This window comes from beta proteobacterium MWH-UniP1 (assembly GCA_036362785.1).
Taxonomy (GTDB): Bacteria; Pseudomonadota; Gammaproteobacteria; order Burkholderiales; family Burkholderiaceae_A; genus Lacustribacter.
This window is the reverse complement of sequence record CP143625.1, coordinates 287,164-310,499: the sequence shown is the minus strand read 5'-3', so window position 1 is coordinate 310,499 and position 23,336 is coordinate 287,164. Positions and strand designations below refer to the sequence as shown.

20 protein-coding genes are annotated in these 23,336 nt (G+C 53.9%); 10 read left to right on the top strand and 10 right to left on the bottom strand.

What is annotated here, in order from left to right:
• The 5 genes from AOB54_01595 to ppc all read left to right on the top strand — a co-directional run bounded on the left by AOB54_01595 (position 1) and on the right by ppc (position 9,318).
• Positions 1 to 1,569 (top strand): cryptochrome/photolyase family protein, encoded by a 1,569-nt coding sequence (locus tag AOB54_01595; protein WVN42102.1) that lies wholly within the window; start codon positions 1 to 3, stop codon positions 1,567 to 1,569.
• Complete coding sequence (locus tag AOB54_01590; protein ID WVN42101.1) at positions 1,566 to 4,502, top strand: DUF748 domain-containing protein; 2,937 nt, start codon at positions 1,566 to 1,568, stop codon at positions 4,500 to 4,502. Before AOB54_01595 ends, AOB54_01590 begins: the two co-directional genes overlap by 4 nt.
• A 135-nt stretch (positions 4,503 to 4,637) precedes the next feature.
• Positions 4,638 to 5,636, top strand: coding sequence for an MDR family oxidoreductase (locus AOB54_01585; protein WVN42100.1), 999 nt, complete (start codon positions 4,638 to 4,640; stop codon positions 5,634 to 5,636).
• A gap of 95 nt (positions 5,637 to 5,731) precedes the next feature.
• Positions 5,732 to 6,517 carry a sulfurtransferase gene (locus AOB54_01580; GenBank protein WVN42099.1) on the top strand — a complete coding sequence of 262 codons (786 nt, stop codon included), beginning with the start codon at positions 5,732 to 5,734 and terminating at the stop codon, positions 6,515 to 6,517.
• A 74-nt stretch (positions 6,518 to 6,591) separates the two neighbouring features.
• Positions 6,592 to 9,318 carry a phosphoenolpyruvate carboxylase gene (ppc, locus tag AOB54_01575; GenBank protein ID WVN42098.1) on the top strand — a complete coding sequence of 909 codons (2,727 nt, stop codon included), beginning with the start codon at positions 6,592 to 6,594 and terminating at the stop codon, positions 9,316 to 9,318.
• Between the two features lie 158 nt (positions 9,319 to 9,476).
• On the opposite strand, the gene AOB54_01570 is transcribed toward ppc, so the two are convergent.
• On the bottom strand, positions 9,477 to 11,078 hold the full coding sequence (locus AOB54_01570) for a SulP family inorganic anion transporter (GenBank protein ID WVN42097.1): 1,602 nt from the start codon (positions 11,076 to 11,078) through the stop codon (positions 9,477 to 9,479).
• Between the two features lie 112 nt (positions 11,079 to 11,190).
• Between AOB54_01570 and AOB54_01565 the strand changes: the two genes are divergently transcribed.
• Positions 11,191 to 12,210 carry an MBL fold metallo-hydrolase gene (locus AOB54_01565; GenBank protein WVN42096.1) on the top strand — a complete coding sequence of 340 codons (1,020 nt, stop codon included), beginning with the start codon at positions 11,191 to 11,193 and terminating at the stop codon, positions 12,208 to 12,210.
• Positions 12,211 to 12,279: 69 nt separating this feature from the next.
• On the opposite strand, the gene rlmH is transcribed toward AOB54_01565, so the two are convergent.
• From rlmH to AOB54_01545, 4 genes are all read right to left on the bottom strand, one after another.
• A complete protein-coding gene (gene rlmH / locus AOB54_01560) occupies positions 12,280 to 12,747 on the bottom strand; it encodes a 23S rRNA (pseudouridine(1915)-N(3))-methyltransferase RlmH (protein WVN42095.1) in 468 nt (155 codons plus the stop codon).
• Positions 12,744 to 13,412 (bottom strand): ribosome silencing factor, encoded by a 669-nt coding sequence (gene rsfS / locus AOB54_01555; protein ID WVN42094.1) that lies wholly within the window; start codon positions 13,410 to 13,412, stop codon positions 12,744 to 12,746. Before rsfS ends, rlmH begins: the two co-directional genes overlap by 4 nt.
• 44 nt (positions 13,413 to 13,456) lie before the next feature.
• Positions 13,457 to 13,801: a hypothetical protein gene (locus tag AOB54_01550; GenBank protein ID WVN42093.1), complete on the bottom strand. Its 345-nt coding sequence runs from the start codon at positions 13,799 to 13,801 to the stop codon at positions 13,457 to 13,459.
• Positions 13,802 to 13,879: 78 nt separating this feature from the next.
• Positions 13,880 to 15,127 carry an MFS transporter gene (locus tag AOB54_01545; GenBank protein ID WVN42092.1) on the bottom strand — a complete coding sequence of 416 codons (1,248 nt, stop codon included), beginning with the start codon at positions 15,125 to 15,127 and terminating at the stop codon, positions 13,880 to 13,882.
• 36 nt (positions 15,128 to 15,163) lie between these two features.
• On the opposite strand from AOB54_01545, the gene AOB54_01540 reads away from it, so the two are divergent.
• The gene (locus tag AOB54_01540) at positions 15,164 to 16,348 is read left to right on the top strand and encodes an MFS transporter (GenBank protein WVN42091.1); all 1,185 of its coding nucleotides are present in this window, start codon (positions 15,164 to 15,166) and stop codon (positions 16,346 to 16,348) included.
• Between the two features lie 86 nt (positions 16,349 to 16,434).
• Positions 16,435 to 17,559, top strand: coding sequence for an MBL fold metallo-hydrolase (locus AOB54_01535; protein ID WVN42090.1), 1,125 nt, complete (start codon positions 16,435 to 16,437; stop codon positions 17,557 to 17,559).
• A 20-nt stretch (positions 17,560 to 17,579) separates the two neighbouring features.
• Here AOB54_01535 and AOB54_01530 read toward each other — a convergent pair whose 3' ends face one another.
• From AOB54_01530 to AOB54_01510, 5 genes are all read right to left on the bottom strand, one after another.
• Complete coding sequence (locus AOB54_01530; protein ID WVN42089.1) at positions 17,580 to 17,882, bottom strand: addiction module antidote protein; 303 nt, start codon at positions 17,880 to 17,882, stop codon at positions 17,580 to 17,582.
• Positions 17,860 to 18,183: a type II toxin-antitoxin system RelE/ParE family toxin gene (locus tag AOB54_01525; GenBank protein ID WVN42088.1), complete on the bottom strand. Its 324-nt coding sequence runs from the start codon at positions 18,181 to 18,183 to the stop codon at positions 17,860 to 17,862. The genes AOB54_01530 and AOB54_01525 overlap by 23 nt, the downstream gene beginning before the upstream one ends.
• Before the next feature lie 115 nt (positions 18,184 to 18,298).
• Positions 18,299 to 19,153 carry a 3-methyl-2-oxobutanoate hydroxymethyltransferase gene (gene panB, locus AOB54_01520; GenBank protein ID WVN42087.1) on the bottom strand — a complete coding sequence of 285 codons (855 nt, stop codon included), beginning with the start codon at positions 19,151 to 19,153 and terminating at the stop codon, positions 18,299 to 18,301.
• A complete protein-coding gene (locus AOB54_01515) occupies positions 19,131 to 20,069 on the bottom strand; it encodes a CysB family HTH-type transcriptional regulator (protein ID WVN42086.1) in 939 nt (312 codons plus the stop codon). Before AOB54_01515 ends, panB begins: the two co-directional genes overlap by 23 nt.
• 15 nt (positions 20,070 to 20,084) lie before the next feature.
• The gene (locus AOB54_01510) at positions 20,085 to 21,272 is read right to left on the bottom strand and encodes an FAD-dependent oxidoreductase (GenBank protein ID WVN42085.1); all 1,188 of its coding nucleotides are present in this window, start codon (positions 21,270 to 21,272) and stop codon (positions 20,085 to 20,087) included.
• Between the two features lie 8 nt (positions 21,273 to 21,280).
• Here AOB54_01510 and AOB54_01505 point away from each other — a divergent pair, with 8 nt between their 5' ends.
• A complete protein-coding gene (locus AOB54_01505; GenBank protein ID WVN42084.1) occupies positions 21,281 to 21,946 on the top strand; it encodes an SCO family protein in 666 nt (221 codons plus the stop codon).
• Positions 21,912 to 23,282, top strand: coding sequence for a chromate efflux transporter (gene chrA, locus AOB54_01500; protein WVN42083.1), 1,371 nt, complete (start codon positions 21,912 to 21,914; stop codon positions 23,280 to 23,282). Before AOB54_01505 ends, chrA begins: the two co-directional genes overlap by 35 nt.
• Positions 23,283 to 23,336 lie beyond the last annotated feature (54 nt).

Genomic DNA, 23,336 nt, shown 5'->3' with positions numbered 1-23,336 from the left:
ATGCCCAGCCCACCTTCGCGTACCCGCCACTTGATTCTTGTGCTTGGCGATCAACTCGATCATCAAGCATCCTGTTTTGATGGGTTCGATCCGGGGCGCGATCATGTGTGGATGGCAGAAGTCGCCCAGGAATCAACCCATGTCTGGTCTTCCAAACAACGTATCGCGGTCTTCCTATCCTCCATGCGGCACTTCTGGGATGAGCTGCTTAATAAAAAGATCCCGCTGCACTATGTGCAATTAGACGACCCGGACAACACCGGGTCCCTAGCGGGCGAATTAACACGCGCAATTGCGTTTTTTAAACCGACGGCTTTAGTAATGACAGCGCCCGGCGATTGGCGGGTGCTGGAGTCGATTCGCCTTGTAGCATCAAAGCATGGAATTCCGCTAGACATCCGCGAAGACCGCCACTTCTTCTCCGCGGTTCGCGAATTCGCGGAACATGCCAAGGGCCGCAAACAAGTTCGGCTGGAATATTGGTACCGGGAATTACGGCAAAAGACTGGCGTGCTGATGGAAAAGGATACGGCTGTTAAGGGGACCAAGTCTTCAGCATCGGATGCAAAGTTATCAAAGCAACCAATCGGCGGACAATGGAATTTCGACGAAGACAATCGCGAGTCCTTTGGCAAGGATGGCCCGCCACCTATTCCAAAGCCCACACGGTTTAAACCAGACGCGCTTACAAAAGAAGTGATTGATCTGGTGAACAGCAAGTTCGCTGATCACCCTGGAACTGTAAGTGCTACCGAATCTGGTTTTGGTTGGCCGGTAAATCGAGAGCAAGCGTTGGTGGTGCTCAAAGAGTTTATCGACGAGCGACTGCTCTACTTTGGCAAATATCAAGACGCCATGTGGGCGGGCGAACCCTGGCTCTTTCACTCACACCTGGCAGTCGCACTTAATTTAAAACTTCTATCCAGCCATGAAGTGGTCGCAGCGGCAGAAGAGGCCTTTCACCAGGGCAAGGCACCACTATCTTCTGTTGAGGGCTTTATCCGACAGATTCTTGGCTGGCGGGAATACGTCCGCGGTGTCTACTGGACCCAGATGCCGGGGTATCTTGAGCGCAACCACCTAAACGCGACCAACCCACTCCCCGATTTCTTTTGGACCGGCGACACCGATGCAGCCTGCCTGCGAGACACCATTACCCAGACCCTAGAAACCGGCTATGCCCACCATATTCAGCGGCTGATGGTCACAGGGCTGTATTGCTTGTTGGCTCGTATTGACCCGAAACAGGTCCATGAGTGGTACCTGAGTGTTTATGTCGATGCCGTGGAATGGGTGGAACTGCCCAATACCCTGGGCATGAGCCAATATGCGGATGGTGGCCTAATGGCCAGCAAACCCTATGCCGCCACCGGCAAGTACATCGACCGCATGAGTAACTACTGCAAGGGCTGCCGATATAACCCCGCCGAGTCGACTGGGGAGAGCGCCTGCCCCTTCACACGCCTGTATTGGGATTTTCTATTGCGTCACCGGGCTCTTCTGGCCAAGAATCCGCGTATGGTGATGCAAATTAAAAACCTTGATCGGCGACTGGCCAAAACTACATGAAATATCTCATCCGTTTTCGCGTTGCATTGATCAGCCTTGCCGTGCTGATGGTCAGTTTTGGATTGATCGGAGCGCTGTGGCTACCGGACTATGTCAAAACCCAAACTGAGCAGGCGCTTAGCCAATCACTTGGCCGAACAGTAACGATTGGCAAGATTCAAATCTCGCCATATATCCTGCAGCTTCGGTTTCATGATTTTCGAATCGCACAGAGCAAAAACAGCAATCCTGAGCAGACTGCAGTTCAAAAAAATTCAAGCAGCGCCGCTAATACCAAAACCACTTCGTCAGTCACTAATCAAGACCATCTGCTCGCGATCAAAACCATCACGGCCAATCTCAGCAGCTTATCGATCGTTCATCGTGCCCCGGTGTTGCAAGAACTCAAAATCGATAGCCCAGATATCAAACTTGCCCGCGATGGAAAAGGCCGACTCAGCATTGCCGACATTTTGGAGACCCTAGCCAAAGCACCAAAGTCCGAAAAGCCCTTTCGTTTTGCGGTTCACAACATCCAGCTCACCCAGGGGTCGATCGACTTTCAAGATGGCATCAAGAAAAAAACACATACCGTTCGTGACTTAGCGATTGGCGTGCCCGTGGTCATTAACTTCCCGGCAAAGGAAGAAATCTGGATCGAACCCAGCATCAGCGCAAAGGTGAATGGCGCAGCCTTTGAACTCAAGGGAAAGACCCATGTCTTTGGTGAGAAAAAAGAAGCCGTGCTTGACTTAAATATTCAAGACTTCCCATTGGCCGGCCTTGAGACCTATGCCGACATGATTCCGGGGCTAAAAATCACCAAGGGATCTGTATCGACCAAGTTGGCACTCAGCTTCACACAAGAACAAGGTCAAGCAGCAACCACCGAACTAAAGGGGGATGTTCGTTTTGCAAATTTGTCAGCCACGCACAAACCAACCGACAGCCACCTGCACAGCACGATTGAAGAACTCAATTTGAACCTGCAAGGTCTGCAAATCGCTATGCCAGATCTGATGGCAAAAAGCCGGGTTGAATCGATAGAGCTGGCAAGCGGCACCAACGGCCGCATGATCTTAGCCGATCCAACGCTTAAAGGGGTGAATCCATTTGTTGCCAGTAACATCGCTCTTAAACTAAATCCAATTGAACTCTCCGGGGCAACACCAGCCGCAATTGACCTTGCTGCACAGATTAATCAACGCGGCAAAGTCGCAGTGAAAGGCAATGTCTCTGGGTGGTCAGATCTGAATACCTCGGCAGGAAGCCTGGATGTCCAAGCAAGCCAGGTGGATGTCATTGCCTTCCAGCGATTTGTGGCCGGTTTTTTGCACAATGCACTGTTCACCCGTGGCCAGGCAAACTTCGAAGGCAAGATCCTGATCGGCGCTCAGGCTGGGGGCAGATCGGGTGAGGCGATACCCGCTGTACGAGTGAGCGGCAATGCATCATTAAACGACTTCAGTCTGCTGGACCAAACCAGCAGCGCCGAGATCGCCCGCTGGAAGCAGATCCAGCTTCGTGGGCTACAAGTCGCGACAAACCCATTTAAGGCAAGTATTCGCGATATCAATGCAAACAATCTGTTTGGGCGTATCACGATTCTGCCAAGCGGCGAACTTAATTTTCGGCATATCTTAGAAGCGCAGGCCACGAGTGAGCCCAGCGCGGGCTCGACAATGCAAGCCAAACCATCAAGCGCCACCCCCAAGGTGTCAGGCACGGTGTCAGACACCTCACCCAAGGTGTCAGACACCGTGCCTGACACTTCACGGAAAACCAAAACCGATCTACCAATCGAAATCGGTCAGATTCGGCTCACCGATAGCAGTGTTCTGTTCAATGACCAATTTACCAAACCCAACTTCCGGGCAAGCCTTAACAATCTAGCTGGCACACTTGGCCCGCTCAAAGGGGGAGCGCCGGGCAGTATCGACATCACGGGCACGGTTGACCGCACCGCCCCACTCTCGATTCAGGGCCGATTAGATCCGTTTGCCAGAGATCTCTTTCTGGATCTAAAAGTGATCGCGCGTGGCATCGAGATGCCACCCATGTCACCCTATTCCGTAAAGTATCTGGCCTACCCGATTGAAAAGGGCAAGCTCTCACTGGACTTGGCTTATTCTCTTCAGGGTGGCCAGCTCAAAGCTGAGAACAAAATCTTTCTAGATCAGCTCACCCTTGGCGACAAGGTCGAAAGCCCAGATGCCATCTCGGCACCGGTATCGCTTGCCGTCGCGCTGCTTAAAAACTCCCGTGGCGAAATCGATATTAACCTGCCCATTAGTGGCTCGATCAACGACCCAGAATTCAAAATCGGCAGCATTGTGTTTAAGGCCTTCATTAATTTGATTGTGAAGGCGGCCACCGCGCCGTTTAGCTTGATCGCGTCGCTATTTGGCGGCGGCGCAGACTTGTCACAAATAGACTTTGCACCGGGCTTGGCATCGATTAGCTTAGAGAGCGCAAAAGCAATTGAGAGTGTTGCCAAAGCAATGAACGATCGGCCCGCGTTAAAACTCGAAATCACAGGTACCGCCAACGCGACCAAAGACACCGACGGCGCCAAAAGGGCCATCCTTCAACGGCAGGTTCGCGCGGAAAAACTGGCTGAACTTGCTAAAAAAGGAGAGTCCGCCGCTGCGCTGCGTGATATTCAAGTTAGCCCTGATGAATACCCGAAGTACTTAACCCAGGTCTACAAAAAAGCGCCCTTTAAAAAAGAACGCAACCTGATGTTCATGACCAAGGCCCAGCCGGTTCCCGAAATGGAGCGCCTGCTGCTTGAGAATATTCAGGTGGCGGAGAGCGAACTGCTCGCCCTTGCCGACCAGCGCAGCCGGGCCGTGCGCAATCAGCTAGTAAAACAAGGCGTTCCAGCAGAGCGAGTCTTTGTCATGGGATCAAAGCTTGGCGAGGCTGGCCGGGCAGAGTTTTCGCTGCGCTAGACTCGCAAAGCGCCCCGAGCTCGTCATGCGCCAAGTTCGAATTGATTTAGATCTTGTCAGCGGAAAAGTTTCGTTGGCTGGGCTGCGGCATGCGGCTACTTAAAAATATTAGACAAAGAATAATTCGGAGACACCATGAAAGACTTCAACGCAATCCTTATTAACAAGACCGAAACGTCCTACACAGCAGGCGTTCAACATGTAAATGACTCGGCATTAACCACAACCAACGAGCATGATGTACTGGTAAAAGTCGATTACTCCACCATCAACTACAAAGACGGCCTAGCCATCACCGGCAAGTCGCCCATCATCCGCAAGTTCCCCATGATTCCCGGCATTGATTTTACGGGCACAGTGGAACAAAGCGATCACCCCTTATTCAAGGCTGGTGATCAAGTAATTCTCAATGGCTGGGGCGTGGGCGAATCCCACCCCGGCGGGCTGGCTCAGTATGCAAAGGTCAAGGGCGATTGGCTGATCAAAAAGCCTGCCCAATTTTCTTCAAAACAAGCCATGGCCATTGGCACCGCGGGCTATACCGCCATGCTCTGCATCTTGGCGCTCGAGCGCCATGGCGTAAAACCCAGTGATGGTGAAGTCCTGGTCACGGGCGCGGCCGGTGGTGTGGGTAGCGTGGCCATCGCCGTGTTGGCAAAGCTTGGCTTTCATGTCGTGGCCTCTACTGGCCGCACCCAAGAGGCCGACTACTTAAAATCACTTGGCGCCAAAGAGGTAATCGATCGCAACGAGCTCTCTTCCCCCGGTAAGCCTTTAGGGAAAGAGCGTTGGGCCGCCGTGGTCGATAGCGTGGGCAGCCACACATTGGCCAATGCCTGTGCCACCACCAAGGCGGAAGGCGCCGTCGCCGCCTGCGGACTTGCCCAAGGCATGGACTTTCCGTCGACCGTTGCGCCATTTATTCTGCGTGGCGTCACGCTCTATGGCATTAACAGTGTCACCACTCCGCGCGAGCGAAGAGAGCTTGCCTGGGCACGCTTAGCAAGCGACTTGGCTACAGACAAACTGGATGCCATAACTCAAGAAATCGGCCTTGCACGAGCCATTGATGCCGCCCCAGAAATTCTGGCGGGGAAAATTCGTGGGCGGCTGGTAGTGAACGTCAACAAATAATCAATTGATTCGGCCTTACCAATAGCCGGACTTGTTGCATCACATTCCATATCGTGGGGTATTGCTCCGCGGCATTGCGCATTTAAAATGTCGCTATGAATCGCATTCTCAACATCTCTTCTTACAAGTTTGTCCCCATCAACGATCTTCCCGATCTGCGGGAGCGCCTGCTTAATAAAACCAAGTCACTTGGTCTAAAGGGCACTATCCTGATTGCCGAAGAAGGCATCAATCTATTTCTGGCTGGAACTGCTGAGCAAATCCATGGTGTTGTGAATTGGCTACGTGAAGATGCCCGCTTTGCCGATCTAGACCCGAAAGAGAGTTGGTCCGACAGTCAGCCTTTCCGCAAGATGCTGGTGAAGATTAAAAAAGAAATCATCCGCATGAATCACCCCACGATCCGGCCACATGCCGGGCGTGCGCCAGCGGTCACTGCCGAGACATTAAATCGTTGGTTAGATCAGGGCCATGATGACGAGGGGCGCCCCGTGGTGACTCTGGACACCCGGAACGCCTTTGAAGTGGATTTCGGCACCTTTAAAAACACCATCGACTACCGCATCAACAAGTTCACTGAGTTCCCCGATGCAATTGCCGCCCACAAAAACGAGCTAAAAGACAAGACCATTGTCAGCTTTTGTACTGGCGGTATCCGCTGTGAAAAGGCCGCGATCTACATGCGTGAAATCGGCTTGGAACACACCTATCAGCTAGAGGGTGGGATTCTGAAATACTTTGAAGAAACCGATGCCCATCATTACGATGGCAGCTGTTTTGTGTTTGATGAACGCTTGGCGTTAGACCCAAGCTTGTTACCGCAAAAGACAGATGCAACTACCGTTACCAAAGATCAAACGCCGTTACCAACGGCTTCATAGCCCGCAAATATCATTCATGAAATTCAGCCACCGCTAGTGGCGCCCGCAGCGCAGTCAACTGACAAGGAAACACCATGTTGCCCCAACCCTCTGAACAAAGCCTGCGTGATGACATTCGATTCTTGGGCAGCATCCTGGGCGACACCATTCGGGAGCAAGAGGGGCAAGAGGCGTTTGATCTAATCGAGAAGATTCGCAAACTCAGCGTTGCCTTTCGGCGGGACGCAGATGCTGCGGCGGGCAAGGCACTCGATAAGATCCTCAAGGGGCTAAGCGCCGACCAGACCGTGAGTGTGATCCGGGCGTTTACCTATTTTTCCCACTTGGCCAACCTGGCTGAAGACCAATTTAATCTTCGCGTCTATGCCAACGAAGACCCAGAGACCGCTGAAGGCAATCTCACCCGGACTTTCGTGCGGCTTAAAGAAGCGCGGGTGCCCGCAAAAAAGATTCATGCCACATTGCAAAACGCCTGGGTATCTCCGGTGTTAACCGCCCACCCGACCGAAGTGCAGCGCAAAAGTATTCTGGATGCCAAACGCGCGATTAGCGAACTGCTCTCTAAACATTACACCCTGACCCGGCCGCAAGACCGAAAAGACAATGAAGATGCCATCCGCGCCCGGGTGACCCAGCTTTGGCAGACACGGTTGATCCGCATATCAAAGCTGAGTGTGGATGATGAGATTGAAAATGCGCTTTCGTATTACCAAAGCACTTTTTTGCAAGAAGTCCCACGGCTTTACGATCGCATTGAGCAACACGCCAAAGTAACTCACTTACCCACGCTTTTTCGTATGGGCAATTGGATTGGTGGTGACCGGGATGGCAACCCTAATGTTGTGGATGTCACGCTTGCCCGCACGGTCTCGCGGCATAGCGAAGTCGTGCTGCGGCACTATCTGGTTCAGGTGCATGAGCTGGGTAGTGAACTCTCTGTCTGTGAATCATTAGCGGGCTGCTCCGAAGCACTCAAGGAGCTGGCGGAGCGCTCAGGCGATCACAACCCCCACCGGCAAGATGAACCCTATCGTCAAGCACTCATTGGGGTGTATGCCCGGCTGGCCTCCACCCTGACGGCACTTACGGGCACCGAGGCCCTGCGCCACGCAATTGAGCCGGCCGCCCCTTATGCCCAGCCGGAAGATCTTTACGACGATCTGTCCATCATCTATGAGTCCCTCTGCGCCCATCACGGTGAGACCCTGACACGGGCACGACTCAAACCCTTAATGCGGGCCGTGCAGGTCTTTGGCTTTCATATGGCCACCACTGATCTGCGCCAGAACTCCGCGATTCACGAACACGTGGTGGCCGAGCTTTTGCGTGGCGCAAAGTTAGAAGCACACTATGAAAAACTCTCAGAAGAGAAAAAGATCGCGCTGTTAATAGAGCTGCTTAATGACGCCCGCAGTCTTCGATCAAAACACGTGGTCTATTCAGAGCTGGCCGAAGGCGAACTCTCGATCTTTGAAACCGCATTTTCGATTCTGCTGCGATTCGGGCCAGAGACCATACGGCATGCCATCATCAGTCATACCGAAAGCGTGAGCGATCTGTTAGAAGTCCTGCTCATTCAAAAAGAAACAGGATTAATGTCAGGCACCCTGAAAGAAGAGGGGTTCTTGTCGCTAATCGTAGTGCCGCTCTTTGAAACGATTGACGATCTGCGCTGTGCGGCAGGCATTATGCGGGCCTTTTATGAACTGCCTGGCATCACTCACCTGATTGCCAGATCTACAGGCGAACAAGACATCATGCTGGGCTATTCCGACAGCAACAAAGATGGCGGCTTTTTTACCAGCAACTGGGAGCTTCACCAGGCATCCACCGAGTTGGTCGCGCTGTTTCAAGACTATCCTGATATTCAACTGCGGCTTTTTCATGGCCGTGGCGGCACCGTGGGCCGTGGTGGTGGCCCGAGCTACCAGGCCATCCTTGCCCAACCCGCCGGCACCGTAAATGGCCAGCTGCGCCTGACAGAGCAAGGCGAAATCATTGCCAACAAATACGCCAATCCGCAGATTGGTGCGCGCAATTTAGAAACGCTTGTCTCAGCAGTTCTGGAAGCAACACTGGTGTCTTCGCAGAGCAAACCGCCACGCGAGTTTCTCGATGCCGCTGCTTTTTTGTCCGAGGCCAGCATGCGGGCTTATCGTTCACTTGTATACGAGACCGCAGGCTTTAACGACTACTTCTTTGAAGCCACGCCAATTAGTGAAATTGCACAACTGAATATCGGTTCACGGCCCGCATCCCGAAAAGACTCCCGGCGAATTGAAGACCTGCGGGCGATTCCTTGGGGCTTTTCCTGGGGCCAGAGCCGGGTCAATCTTCCAGGCTGGTATGGATTTGGGTCTGCAATTGAAGCGTTCATTGAAGCGTCGCCTAAGAAAAACACGGCTTTACTAAAACGCATGCAAACCGAGTGGCCGTTTTTCTCAACACTGACTTCCAATATGGACATGGTGATGGCCAAGGCCGACCTGGCCATGGCTAGCCGCTATACCGAGTTGGTGCAAGATAAAAAACTTGCCAAACGTATCTTTCAGCAGATTGAGGCCGAGTGGGACCGCACGCTAGCGGCTTTGGAAAAAATCACGGGCTATAAAACACGACTGGCCACCAACGCTACACTGGCCTGGTCAATCGCCCACCGCTTTCCCTATCTTGATCCGCTTAACCACTTGCAGATTGAGTTACTGCGCCGCTGGCGTGCGGGCCAGCGGGATTCCCGCACACAGATTGGTATTCACTTGTCGATCAACGGAATTGCAGCAGGGCTTCGGAATACAGGGTAATTAGTACCAAGGTGTCAGACACCGCGGGGGGTGTCTGACACCAAACCCGGGCGCCTCTGCCTCAGGTGTCTGACACCGCGTGGTGGGTGTCTGACACCGTACCTGACACCTTTCAACTCCGCCAACCGGGGTGTCTGACACCTCGTACTCTGGAGTCTTTACTGCCGACAGGCGTCCACCAACGTCTTGAAAAAGAACTCAGGCCCCACCCGGCTCATAAACTCGGATCGTTCCATCAGCGATAGGGGCTGACCGGTCACGCCGGCAATACGCAACTCCGTGCCGTGATCCCGCAGGTGTTGATGCAGGGTTGAGAGTGCCTCAACGCCCGTAGTGTCCAACTGAATCATATTGGTCATATCCAAAATCACGACCTTGGGCGGGTGGCGGCCTTCAGCAAATTGCTCGAGTTTGCTGATCGACCCAAAAAATAGGCTACCGGTAATCCGCACAATCTCAGTGTCGTGACTCTCCACGCCAAGGGCCGCCCGCTCTTGGGATGTCAACGGTTCCACTTTTGTGAGCGACGACATGCGGGTGATATAAAACAAGCAAGCCATCACTAAGCCAACTTCCACCGCCACCGTGATGTCCATCACCACGGTCAAAATAAAAGTCGACAAGAAAATAGTGCGATAGGCATAAGAGAAGTTTTTCAGCCGCGCAAACTCCCGCCACTCCCCCATATTCCAGGCAACAAACATCAGAATTCCAGAGAGCGTTGCCAGTGGCACGTTACTGGCCAATGGCGCCGCACCCAACATAATGATGAGCAGCGTTATTGCATGGACAATGCCCGCAATTGGCGTCTTACCGCCGGCGCGAATATTGGTCACCGTGCGGGCAATCGTACCGGTGGCGCAAAACCCACCAAAAAGTGGTGCCGCGATATTGGCCACGCCCTGGGCCATCAACTCTTGATTCGGATCGTGCTTGCCCTTGGTCATAGAGTCTGCAACACGGGCGCAAAGCAGCGACTCCACGGCACCAAGAAACGCAATGGTCAGAATCGGTGCAAAGAGATACCGAACGGTCTCCCACTCAAATGCGGGCAACACAAACGGCGGTAACCCCTGTGGAATTTCCCCGAACGCGGTGCCGATTGTTGCCACCTGCAGATTGAAAGCAGAGACCAAAATGGTGCCCACTGCGAGCGCTACAAGCGTGCCGGGCAGCCGCGCCACCCACCTTCCCAAAAATGAACGCTGCGCCGCATAGCTCTTGGGCCAAAAGACCACAATCGCTAACGACAGCAGTGAGATCATGACCGTTGCCGGATCCACCGTATAAATGGTCTGGCCAATGGCCGCCATCTTCTGGAAGAACTCGGCGGGCAGGCTGTCAATCTTCAAACCCAAAAACTCTTTGACCTGCGACAGCCCAATTAAGACAGCAATGCCATTGGTAAAGCCGATCACAATCGACACTGGGATTAACCGCACCAACCCACCCCAGCGCAGTAGGCCCATCGCAATCATCAGTACACCAGCGCAGATCGTGGCGATCATCAGGTTGGCAATGCCATAGCGCTCGATAATGCTAAAGACCACCACAATAAAGGCACCCGCAGGGCCACCAATTTGGACTGAGGAGCCACCCAGGGCAGAGATTAAGAAACCCGCGACAATGGCGGTAAAGAGGCCGGCCTGGGGTGGCAGACCCGAGGCAATGGCAAAAGCCATGGCTAGTGGCAGCGCAACAATGCCCACCGTGATGCCCGCCGAAACGTCCAGGGCAAGCTTGTGGCGATCGTAGGCCACCAAGTCATCTAGGAGCCTTGGCCGAAAGCGGAAACTGATTTTCGTCAACCTACGCACGATCAATGAAGTGTAGCATTGCGTTCCATACGTATAAATACATAAGGGGAGACTTATGAACCGTCGCGGCTTTATTCAACGGTCTGTTAATACAGGACTTGCACTCGGCACTGGTGTCGCAGGACTTAGCCTTGTGCCTGAGGTTCGGCTCTTTGCCCAACAGGTAGACGACTTCTTGCGCGGCCCACCAGTGAAAGACATTAAGCCTAAGCAGGTCTCAAAACGCGTTTGGTTGATCTACTCCCCCGACAGTTTCCCCACCCCAGAAAACCGCGGCATGATGTGCAACATCACCTTTGTGGTCACACAAAAGGGTGTGGTGATTTTAGATTCAGGCGCGTCAGTCCAGATTGGTGAAATGGTCTTGCGCATGATTAAGACGATAACCACCAAACCAGTGGTTGCCGTATTTAACTCGCACTATCACGGCGACCATTGGCTGGCGAACCACGCCTATGCAGACGCCTATCCGGGCCTGCCCATTTATTCACTTGCAGAGAACATCTCGCGTATTAAAGGCGCGGAAGGCAACCTTTGGCGCGGCTTAATGGAGCGCTGGACCAACCAGGCGACCGCTGGCACTAAGATCGTGCCGCCCAATACCGAAGTAAAGCATGGTCAAGTGATGGACTTTGGTGACACGACACTGAAAATGCATTTCTATGGCACGGCCCACACGCCATGTGATTTAACCGTAGAAGTGGTGGAAGACCGCGTCACGCATGTCGGTGACATTGCCATGGAAAACCGCATTGCCAATATTGATGACGGCTCTTACCCCGGCACATTTAAGTACTACAAAGAATTAGAGAAAGCGACAGGCGATCAACTCTGGCTGCCAGGGCACGGCAACCCGGGCAAGGGACTGCTCAAAGACTATGGCGAGCTGATGGCGGGTATTTGGGAACCCTGCCTGCAAGCAGTGAAAGACGGAAAAGATTTGTCCGCCGCCAAAGACTTGGTGATGAAAGACCCGCGGGTGGCATCGCGGGCTAAACGCACTGCGGGATTCGATGCGAATATCGGCAAGTACACCAGTCTTGCGTTTTTAGAGGCCGAAAAAGAAGCGTTTTAATTCCCCGCGCGTTACCGGCGGTTGCGCGCTTGTTTGCGCTCTTGCCAAAAGAAATTTGCGCGGGCGAGTCTACGCCCGGTGATAGGGGTGATTCTTCGCTATCGACCACACCCGGTACAGCTGCTCTAGCAACATGACCCGCACTAGCCCATGGGGCAGGGTCATGGCCGATAGCCGCAGTTGATAGTGGCACTTGGCTTTTAATCGGTCATCCAGTCCGTCTGGCCCGCCGATCAGAAAAACCATCTTGCCGAATTGGGTCTTATATTTATCGACCAACTGGCCAAAGGCTTCGGTAGTGAGTGATTCGCCACGCTCATCCAGAGCGATCACCGCCGCACCCGCCGGGATTTCTTTCTCGATACGCTGGGCCTCGTCTTCTTTCAGTGCCGCGACCGATTTGGTTTTACTGCGGACTTCCGCTTTGATCTCTTTTAGGGTAACCGCATCCGCCTTTGGGAATCGACCCAAGAAATCTGCGCAGACCTGATCGACCCAGGCGGGCTGCTTTTGGCCGACCGCAAGCACCAGAATCACTTTTTAGCGGCAGGCTTCTTTACTGGGGATTTGGTTGCGGCGGGTTTCTTCGCAGGCGATTTTTTCGCAGCGGGCGTTTTGCCGGCAGGTTTCTTATCCGCTGGTTTCTTAGCCGCAGGTTTTTTAACACCGGAAGTCTTTGAACCTGGTTTTTTGGCAGCAGGCTTCTTCGCTGCCGCAACCTTAGGTTTCGATTCCTTGGTGTCAGACACCTTCACCTTCGGCGCATCAGCACCAGACTCATTGGCCGCCATAGCTCCAGACTTTTTACCAGAAGATTTTTTCGCGGCCGCTTTCTTGGCAGCCGAGCGTTTGCCCTTGTGCATCTTTTCCCAGTCGATCGGATACTTGCCCCAGATCTCTTCCAACCGGTAGTAATCACGAATCGCGGGCTGCATGATATGGACCACGATATCGCCCAAGTCCACCAGAATCCATTCGCCAGTTTCATCGCCCTCAATCGCATTGACCCAGCCACCTGCGGCCTTCACCTTGTCGTGCAGGTTCTTCGCAAGCGCGCGGGTCTGCCGGTTGGAGGTACCGCTGGCAATCACCACGCGGTCAAACATGGATGTAATGGGCTGGGCATCAAAGACCAGAATATGTTGGCCCTTGATGTCTTCCAGGGCGTCAATAACGATGCGTTGGAGTTTGTCGATATTCATGCCGGTATTCTAAGTCTGAATCTGCAAGCTGGGCAGCACTAGATTCATTGTGGAAGATTGGCCGCCCCACTGGCTGCGGGCACCGAGCAGCCCGCCATTTGGGCAAGTGGGGTGGGCATGGCGAGCGCCAATTGGGCACCCAACGACCGAAGGGCGTGGCGGTCTTGCGGTGTCGCGTAGACCCACCACCAGCCCGCCCCCAGCCGATCCAGCACAACCGGCCCCGCGGACATGATCTGCCCGTCTGGTACACCGGTGGCCCAGACGAGTGTGGGTAAAGGTTCGGTGCGGGTTGATTGAACAGCGACCCAGATCACAAGACCCAATGCAAAAGTGGCAAGTAACAGTCCAACGCCAGCGAGATGAGTAGATGATCGTTTGAATGTCATGCCGGTCTTCTCATCACGCGCTCATCAAATGCTTATCAAAACACCAAAGCTTCAGCAAAAGATGCTTCACAACGTCTATCACGCCCGTTGCAACTTCGGCGCCCAGAGTTGTTCTCGAATGGGCAGGTGCAAAAATGAAGCCATCACCGCAAGCGCCACACCACCCCACCAGATTGGCAGATAACTACCAGTCGAAGTGAAAATTAATCCACCAAGTAACACGCCGAAAAACCCGCCAATCTGATGCGATAAAAACACAAACCCGAAAAGCATCGATAGATAACGGTTACCAAACATCACCCCCACCAACTGTGCTGTGGGCGGCACGGTCGATAACCACAGCACACCCATCGCCGCACCAAAAATTAAGACACTTGCCGTTGAAAGTGGCACCAACAAAAAGATGGTGATGACGGTTGCCCGCGACATGTAAATCACCGAGAGCAAGACCTTGCGCGACCAACGTGCACTCAACGGGCCACTTAAATAACTGCCAATCACATTGAATAACCCGATCATGGCCAAGCCCCAACTCGCTGTGCTGGCCGACACGCCCATGTCACTCAAGTACGGCGGAAAGTGCACGGTAATAAATGCCAACTGAAAACCACAGACAAAAAATCCGCTCAGAAGCAGCCAGTAACTCGAGTGGCCAAAGGCCTGCTTTAGGGACTCTTTAAAAGACCCTGCAGTAGATGTCGTTGGGGGTGGCGCATCCTTGCCCCTGGCCTTGGTGCGAAGCGCAAGCGCTAAGGCAGGCGTGGTCGCCATAGCCACCGCCAGAATCAAAATCGCAGTCGCCCAACCATAGGCCTCGATAAAGGCCTGGCCCAATGGCACGACCATGAACTGGCCAAGACTGGCCATGGATGTGGCCAAGCCCATGGCCCAGGGCCTGCGGTCCACCGGCATGATCTGGGCAAACGCAGCAAGCACCGTGTTGTGCCCGGCCCCACTCATGCCCAGGCCAATCAGAATGCCTGCCGTTAATGAAAAACTCGTGGGGTCGCTTGAGACTGTCATCAGCGCCAGGCCACAGGCAAAGAGCGCTCCACCCACGGCAATCACCCGCCAGGGGCCAAACTTGTCCGACAAAGCACCCGCGATCGGCTGGCCGATGCCCCAGAAAAGGTTCTGCAGAGCAATCGCCATGGCAAAGCTCTCACGGCCAAAATTAAAGCCCGCAGGGCCCGATACCGGGTCGACAAACAAACCAAAAGAGGACCGTGTACCAAAGGAAATCAGCCCAATAAGACAGCCGCAGATCAGCATGACCCACAGGGCGAAGTTGAGCGGACTAGTTGACCGGGGTTGTTGAGAAGACATCGCGCAAGTGTACCTTTGCCCCGTACAATCCGCGACATGAATCGGCCGACCTCTTTGCTGCTTAACGCCGCCCACGCCTTGGATCACCTGGTCTTGCTGGTCTTTGCTTCGGCTGTGACGGCGATCGCGGCCGATTTTGGGTTTGAGCGCTGGGAAGACCTGATGCCCTACACGGCGGGCGCCTTCATTATGTTTGGCATTGGCTCTATTCCCTCGGGCCGGCTGGGTGATCTCTGGGGCCGCCGCAAAATGATGCTGGTCTTTTTCTGGGGCATTGCTGTTTCTTGCCTGGTGATTGCGTTTTCCCAGAACCATATTCAAATGGCCATTGCACTCACGATCATGGGGGCGTTTTCATCCATCTATCACCCGGTGGGCATTCCCATGCTGCTGAAATCTGCCGTGAAAACCGGCATGACCATTGGCTGGAATAATCTTGCGGGCAACATGGGCTTGGCCATTGCCGCTGTGCTGACTGGTTTTATGGTCAAGTATTTCGGCTGGCAGGCTGCATTTATTCTGCCGGCGATGTTGTCCGCAGTCATGGGGCTGATGTTTGCCAAATATGCCCCCGCCGAAGCAGAGGCCCCCGCCAAGAAGAAATCCGAACCCCACCCGATTCCGCGACACATCACCATTCGTGCACTCTTAGTGATCACGATTGCCGCAACATCTGGCGCACTGCTGTTTAACTTCACGACCAATGGCAACAATGAGTTGCTGCGTGAGCGGTTCACGGGAATCATCTCGGATCCGGCCACGCTCGGGATCTTGTTGGCGGTGATTTATGCCGTGGCTGCGTTTAGCCAAGTTGTGGTGGGGTGGCTCTTAGATAAAGTACCGATGAAACCACTGTACTTGGGCATTATTGCCAGCCAAATCGTTCTGCTCTTTATCGCATCGAATTCGACTGGCTGGGTGCTCTTTTTCTGCGCCCTGGGCTATATGGCCGCAATCTTTGGTGCCATTCCATTTTTAGATGCAGTGGTGGTCCGCTATGTAGATGACCGCATGCGCAGCCGGGTCGCAGGCATCCGAATCGCCACGGCTTTTGGGGTGAGCGGTATTGCCGTGTATCTGCTTGGACCAATTGTGAAGGCAACAGGCTTTGAGACCCTGCTTTTTTCCATGGCGATTATTGCCTGCTTCACGGCATTTACGATCAGCTGGCTGCCTTCGGAAAAGCGTATTCAGCAGGCAATAGATAAACAGCGGGCTTAAACTTTTTTTTAAAAACGCCTCTTAATTTTTGGGCATCTTTTTTGCCAACACATTTTTCGCGTGAACACTTTGTACAGAATTAATTCATGAACAGTCCCGAACACGCAATCCGTTACCTAGACCTGCAGCTCCCCGAACCCGGAGAACTCACCAAAATTAAAGACGGTGTGTATTGGATACGCATGCCGCTGCCGTTCGCGCTGGATCACATCAATCTCTGGCTCTTGGAAGATCATTTCGAAGGCAAAGCCGGCTGGACCGCTATTGATACCGGCGTGTCAAACGATCAGACCAGGGGCATCTGGCAATCCATCATTGGGAAGCACTTGCGTGGCCTGCCGATTGTGCGAGTGCTCTGTACCCACTTCCACCCCGATCATATTGGGCTGGCCGATTGGTTGTGCAAGGGCGCGGGTAATGCAGCGTGGCAGGCACCCCTGTGGGTCGATTATTCGGAATACGCCACCGCCCGCGTGCTGATCGACGAAGGAGTGGAGCCCACCTGGGGAAAATCATCGCCCGAAGAACAAGCAAAAGCCGCCAATATGGCCAATCACTTCGAGCGGCATGGCATTAGCGACCCAGACACTCTAGAAAAACTTCGCGCCAGAAAAAACCACTACCCATCACTGGTGCCATCTGTGCCGGGAAGTTTTCGCAGAATTTTCCCCAATGAAGATATTACGATTGGCGCGAACACCTGGCGGGTCATCCCGGGCTATGGCCACTCCCCGCAACACAGCGCGCTTTATTGTGAAAAATTAAATGTTTTGATTTCTGGCGACATGGTCTTGCCAAAGATTTCCACCAACATGTCCGTCTGGGCCCAAGAACCCGACGCCAATCCACTGAAGCTCTATTTGGACTCTTTGGCGGCTTACGAACCACTACCCGATGACGTGATAGTTTTGCCCTCACACGGAAAACCGTTTGGGGCAGCGTCAGGTAGTCAGGATGGTGGAATTAAAGTCAGGCTGCAACAACTGCGCGATCACCACCAAGAGCGGTTAGATGAAACCCTGCAAGCCTGCACGGAACCCCAAAGCGCCACTCAGATCATGCCGGTGCTCTTTAAGCGTCAGCTTGACTTGCACCAGCTCACCTTTGCCATGGGCGAGACCATTGCCCACTTAAATTATCTTTGGCATGCAGGCAAACTAGAGCGCTTGATTCAGAACGGTAGAATCACGTTCGTCAAAGCGACCCCTTAGACAGTAGCCTGCTTTCGCTTTTAGGCAACCGGTTCGATAGTCAGCTTGACACCCATTGCTTTACACACCCGCTGCAAGGTATCTAAGCGGGGCTGGCTGTCCCCGCGCAACGCCTTATATAGCGCCTCGCGAGTGATTCCCGTTTCTTTGGCGATTTCGGCCATGCCTCGGGATTTGGCGATATGGCCAAGAGCAGCGGCGAGTTCCGAAGCGTTCCCCTCCTCTAAGACCTGACGCAAATACTCAGCCAAAAACTTGGGGTTTTGTAAAAAATCAGCGACATCGAAAGACTGAAGTTTTTTATTGACCATCGTCTTTTTCATGAGCTTCACCCCTTAACGATCTCCAGAGTTTTTTCGCAATCTCAATATCTACAGACTGGTTTTTCTTCGATCCACCCCAAAGCAAAACCAAGGTGTCAGCATCCAAACGACTGAAATAAATCCGCCAGCCAGGACCAAAGGATTCGCGTAATTCGAACACGCCATCGCCAACTGACTTCACGTCCCCCATTAATCCGTAACTCAAACGATCAATTCGACGAACCAAGCGAACCTGAGTCGGAATATCAGAGATTGATCGAATCCATTTCGAAAACTGGGGGGTTTGTTTTGGGGAAGGCATGTGCATTGTAATCGATCGATTACTTCTCGTAAAGAGGTTTTACGAGCAAGCACAGCCAACTTAACTCCCACGAAACAGCCTGGAAATCGGCCAAACGGCCGAGATTGATTAACTATTAAGACTCAAACCCGTGCTCTGGGCCGGGATAGGCGCCAGACTTTACTTCCTGCACGTATCGAGACACGGCTTCCCGAATGCTGCCCGCGCCACGCATGTAGTTTTTTACAAACCGCGCCTTTTTGCCAGGCGTGACATCCAAAATATCGTGCAGCACCAAGACCTGGCCGGTCATATGCGGCCCGGCGCCGATACCGATTGTTGGAACCGAGAGTGACTCGGTTAATCGCGCGCCCAGTGGGGTTGGGATTAATTCCACCAGCACCATATCGGCGCCACTGGCTTCCAACTGCTTTGCATCTGCAATCAGCTGATCCGCACCAGATTGATCCCTGCCCTGCACGCGATAACCACCCAGCTGATGGACCGACTGTGGTGTTAACCCCAAATGCGCACAAACAGAAATGCCACGCTGAGTCAAAAATTCAACGGTGGGGGCAAGCCAGCCGCCGCCTTCGATCTTCACCATCTGCGCACCCGCTGCGATCAATCGAGCAGCATTGGCATACGCTTGAGCGGGTGACTCTTGATAACTGCCAAAGGGCATGTCCGCCAGAATCCACGCCTTGGGCTTGGCGCGGGCAACACACTCGGTGTGATAAACCATCTGATCCATGGTGACCGGCAGAGTGGAACTTTGGCCCTGCAAGACCATGCCCAATGAGTCGCCAATCAAAAGCACATCCACGCCGCAGTCATCTAACAGGCGGGTAAAGCTGGCGTCATAACAGGTGAGCATGACAATGCGATCGCCTGATGCACGGCGTGATTTCAAGTCAATCAGATTCACTGCCTTGCGCTCAGCACCAACGCCTGCCGCCTTAGAAGAATCATTCACGCCGTAATTGCTCATCTGCAACCGCCTTTTGAAGTTCTTTTTCTGAAAGATTACGCACACACAGGGTCACAAACCGCTTCACATAGCCCCGCAGAAAACGACCTTTGCGCAAAGCTAAGACTGTTGTGTTTTCCTTAAACAGTTCACTCGCATCTAATAACTTCAGGTGCTTGTCTTGGTCATCATCAAAGGCCATCGACGCCACAATGCCCACGCCCATGCCCAGTGCCACATAGGCTTTGATCACATCGGCATCCAGCGCCACCATCGCAATCTCAGGTGTCAGCCCCGCCTTGGCAAAGGTCTCGTCAATCATCGCCCTGCCGGTGAAGCCTTCGTGATAAGTCACGATGGGGTACTGCGCAATCGCCTTCAGGGTCAGGTGTTTGAGTTTGGTCAACGGGTGGCCCACCGGCACAATCACGCCGTGATACCAACGATAAAACGGGAATGTCGCAAAAGACTCGTTATTGCGCAACGACTCCGTAGCAATGCCCAGGTCCGCCTGATCACTTTCCAGCAAGGTTGCGATTTCAGACGGTGTTGCCTGATGCATCACCAAATGTACTTTTGGAAACTCTTCCCGAAAACGCCGCACAATTTCAGGTAAGGCATAGCGGGCCTGGGTGTGGGTGGTGGCCAACACCAATCGGCCTTCGTCTTGCTTGGAAAAGCTGGCTGCAACCGACTGCAGATTTTCAGCCTCTTGCAAAATACGCTCGGCGTATTTCAAGACTTCTTTGCCGGGTTCCGTTAAGCCCAGCAGGCGCTTTCCCTTTCGTGCAAACAGGGCCACACCTAACTCGTCTTCGAGGTCTTTGATGTGTTTACTCACGCCCGACTGGGACGTGAACAAAGCGGCCGAGACCTCGGTCAGGTTAAACCGCCGGCGGGCAGTCTCGCGAATAATACGTAGCTGTTGGAAATTCATAGGGCTAATTCTGGCTTATTTCCGGCGCTGATGCCGCCGCAGGGCAAACCGTACCGGATCCACGGCGCGGGCCAATCGGTCTGAAATGGGCAGGGGTTGTTCCAGAATCTGAGCGGTAATGACCTCGGCCCCCAAGGGGGCAAAACTCAAACCCCGCGAACCCAAGCCCCCCAGCACCCAGATCCGTTCGCTTCTGGGCATCTGATGCAACTGAGAGACGCGGGGCAATAGCGGTACCCGTGTATCCAGAACCGGGCCCATATGGGGCATGCGGTCAAGCGTGGCGCTTCGAATGCTCGTGCGCTCCTGGGCGGGAAGACCAGCGCAGAGATCCGCAAGCCGGCTATCCATAATCCGTAGGCGATCTAAATTGCTCATCTCGTTAGTTTCACCAGGGTCTATCGATGAATCATCGGTGACCGACACGGTGTCAGACACCCGAGACGCGGTGTCTGACACCGTGCCTGACGCGCTCGTATCTCGGGTGTCTGACACCGCGCCTGACGCACTCGGCACGCGTTCATAACTCGCCCCAACCACCATCTCGCCCTCGACCACGGGAGTGGCATAACCGGATGCGCACATCACGCAGGGCAAGGAATGCTCTGAAGCAACAGCATATCGGCTCACTGTTCCCCGAATTGCGTTGAGCATCAGCACATGCCCGGGAAGCAGCGCATCCATCTGATAGGCATTGCAGACCACTACTGCATCAAACGACTTGGCTGATCCATCTGCAAAAGTCAGATCACCCTTGTGTGATATCGACGCAACCGGATGGTCGTAATGAACTTGCGCGCCATGCGCCTGTGCCTCCATTAAACATGCTTGAACGAATCGTTGTGGTTTAATCCAGGCCCCTGTCGGGTCCCACAAAACCAACTCACTGGCATCGCCACTGAGTTGCAGCACACCGCAGGATTTCCCCAAAGCGCCAATGCCTTTTACTTGCGCAATTGGGGCAAGCTCACGAAGCCAGCGCAGCGTGGTCGCCATGCCTAATTCCACCAGCTGGCTCGCCAAGTTGTGGTCTTTGGACACCAGGGGATGCAAGATCCCAATCGGATTGCCCGATGCACCGGTTGCCGGGCTTGATGCGGCCTCGAACACGGTGACCTGAAGGCCCGCCCGCGCCAAAACCCTGGCACAGGCTGCGCCTGCCAGGCCTGCGCCAATCACAGCAATGTCGGTGCGGGTTACCATAAGCGTCTATGACAACACGAAGCACTCTCAGGAGCAAATTTCCAGCGGGCAGCCGGCGATCAAAACGCCAATGGCTGGGTGCAGTGCTGCTCGGCGTCAGTGGTTTGTTAGTACCATTTTTACTATCGGGCTGTGGCGAGACCAAGACCAAATTCAACGCCATGGATGTCACCGATGCCCCTTGGGGCCAGAACTACAGCCTGCCCGATCTCAACGGCAAGATAGTCACCCCAAAAGATTTTCCAGGCAAGGTCACCGCGCTCTTTTTTGGGTTTATGTATTGCCCCGATGCCTGTCCCACACATCTCACCAAAATGGGTGAACTTAAAAAAGCCCTGGGCAAAGACGCAGACAAGCTTCAGCTCGTGTTTGTCACGGTAGACCCTGAGCGCGATACGCCAGACAACCTGAAAAAATATCTCGCTTCGTTTGACCCCACGATCGTGGGTCTGCGCGGCACAGTCGAGCAAACGGAGGCGATCACCAAAGACTTTCGGGTCTTTTATAAAAAAGTGCCGACCAAAGACAGCGCCAAAGACCCCATGGCCTACACCATTGACCACACCACGTTTACCTATGTGTTCGACGGCCAAGGGAAGTTGCGTTTGGTTGTGCCCCATGATCTTCCAGTAGATAAACTTGCAAGCGACATCAAAAATCTCATTGGCCGATAGCCTGCGGGTCTGGTTCAAAATTGGACTGATCTCGTTTGGTGGCCCAGCGGCCCAAATTGCACTCATGCATAGGGAACTGGTGGAGCGGCGCCGTTGGATTTCGGACGGCCGGTTTTTGCATGCACTGAACTACTGCATGGTCCTGCCCGGCCCAGAGGCCCAGCAGTTAGCCACCTATCTGGGGTGGCTCAGTCATGGTGCTGTCGGCGGTATTTTGGCGGGCGTACTGTTTGTGCTGCCATCGCTCGTCATCATGATCGCGGTGGGGTCACTTTATGTGCTCTATGGTCAACTGCCTGAAATTCAGGCGCTGCTGTATGGCATCAAACCTGCCGTGATCGCGATTGTGTTTGCCGCCTGTCTTCGATTGGGCCAGCGTGTGCTGCGCGGCCCACTCTGGTGGGGGATTGCCGCTGGTGCACTATTTGGGCTCCTGATTGGTCTGTCGTTTCTCACGATCATCACCATCGCCGCTTTGGTTGGCTGGTTAACGCACTTGTTATCACGCACACCCATCAAGGGACTGGAAACCATGAGTGGCGTAAAGCGCGAGAGTTCGGTGCGGGCTGCGGCCAATACAGCTACACCCGAGCCCGTCGGCTACATCATCGACGATCACACCCCTACGCCAAAGTTCGTTCGCACCGATGGCCGCCACATGGCCATGACACTCGGCACAGGCATTGCGCTTTGGGCAATGCTCTACAGCGCCGTGAACCAATTTGCGCCTTATGTGCTGACCGATATGGCGGCGTTTTTCACCAAGGTCGCGCTGATCACTTTTGGCGGTGCCTATGCCGTGCTGCCCTATGTATTTGATAACGCGGTGAACAACTATCAGTGGGTCACCGCGGCCCAGATGATGGACGGCTTGGCACTGGGTGAAACTACCCCTGGGCCACTTGTGATGATCAATGCCTTTGTGGGCTTCATGGGGGCTGCACAGCACACAAGCCTTGCTTTCCTTCCCATCACCTGGGCGGGTGCGCTTGGGGCCATCGTGGTGACGGTCTTTACTTTTTTGCCATCCTTCGTATTTATTCTGATGGGCGCACCGATCGTAGAAGCAACGCGGCGCAGCCTGTCGCTTGCAGCCCCACTCACCGCAATCAGTGCCGCCGTGGTGGGCGTGATCATTGACTTGGGATTGGTCTTTGCCCAACACACCTTTTTCCCCGATGGAAACCTGTGGTCGTGGCGAAGCTTGGATTTGGTGGCGCTATTTATTACCGTGATTGCATCGCTACTGCTTTTGCAATACCGGCTGGGCATGGCGACCACCATTGTGGCCAGCACCCTGTTGGGCGTGGTGGCGGTGAGCTTGGGGCTGACTTAAACGTCAGGCATGGTGGCGGTTACCTTGGGGCTGACTTAAACGTCAGGCGTGTTA

Bases quoted from the DNA above. Each gene is read 5' to 3' on its own strand.
- AOB54_01595 (WVN42102.1), top strand. From the start codon at position 1: ATGCCCAGCCCACCTTCGCGTACCCGCCACTTGATTCTTGTGCTTGGC.
- AOB54_01590 (WVN42101.1), top strand. From the start codon at position 1,566: ATGAAATATCTCATCCGTTTTCGCGTTGCATTGATCAGCCTTGCCGTG.
- AOB54_01585 (WVN42100.1), top strand. From the start codon at position 4,638: ATGAAAGACTTCAACGCAATCCTTATTAACAAGACCGAAACGTCCTAC.
- AOB54_01580 (WVN42099.1), top strand. From the start codon at position 5,732: ATGAATCGCATTCTCAACATCTCTTCTTACAAGTTTGTCCCCATCAAC.
- ppc (WVN42098.1), top strand. From the start codon at position 6,592: ATGTTGCCCCAACCCTCTGAACAAAGCCTGCGTGATGACATTCGATTC.
- AOB54_01565 (WVN42096.1), top strand. From the start codon at position 11,191: ATGAACCGTCGCGGCTTTATTCAACGGTCTGTTAATACAGGACTTGCA.
- rsfS (WVN42094.1), bottom strand. From the start codon at position 13,412: ATGAATATCGACAAACTCCAACGCATCGTTATTGACGCCCTGGAAGAC.
- AOB54_01550 (WVN42093.1), bottom strand. From the start codon at position 13,801: ATGACATTCAAACGATCATCTACTCATCTCGCTGGCGTTGGACTGTTA.
- AOB54_01545 (WVN42092.1), bottom strand. From the start codon at position 15,127: ATGTCTTCTCAACAACCCCGGTCAACTAGTCCGCTCAACTTCGCCCTG.
- AOB54_01540 (WVN42091.1), top strand. From the start codon at position 15,164: ATGAATCGGCCGACCTCTTTGCTGCTTAACGCCGCCCACGCCTTGGAT.
- AOB54_01535 (WVN42090.1), top strand. From the start codon at position 16,435: ATGAACAGTCCCGAACACGCAATCCGTTACCTAGACCTGCAGCTCCCC.
- AOB54_01530 (WVN42089.1), bottom strand. From the start codon at position 17,882: ATGAAAAAGACGATGGTCAATAAAAAACTTCAGTCTTTCGATGTCGCT.
- AOB54_01525 (WVN42088.1), bottom strand. From the start codon at position 18,183: ATGCCTTCCCCAAAACAAACCCCCCAGTTTTCGAAATGGATTCGATCA.
- panB (WVN42087.1), bottom strand. From the start codon at position 19,153: ATGAGCAATTACGGCGTGAATGATTCTTCTAAGGCGGCAGGCGTTGGT.
- AOB54_01515 (WVN42086.1), bottom strand. From the start codon at position 20,069: ATGAATTTCCAACAGCTACGTATTATTCGCGAGACTGCCCGCCGGCGG.
- AOB54_01510 (WVN42085.1), bottom strand. From the start codon at position 21,272: ATGGTAACCCGCACCGACATTGCTGTGATTGGCGCAGGCCTGGCAGGC.
- AOB54_01505 (WVN42084.1), top strand. From the start codon at position 21,281: ATGACAACACGAAGCACTCTCAGGAGCAAATTTCCAGCGGGCAGCCGG.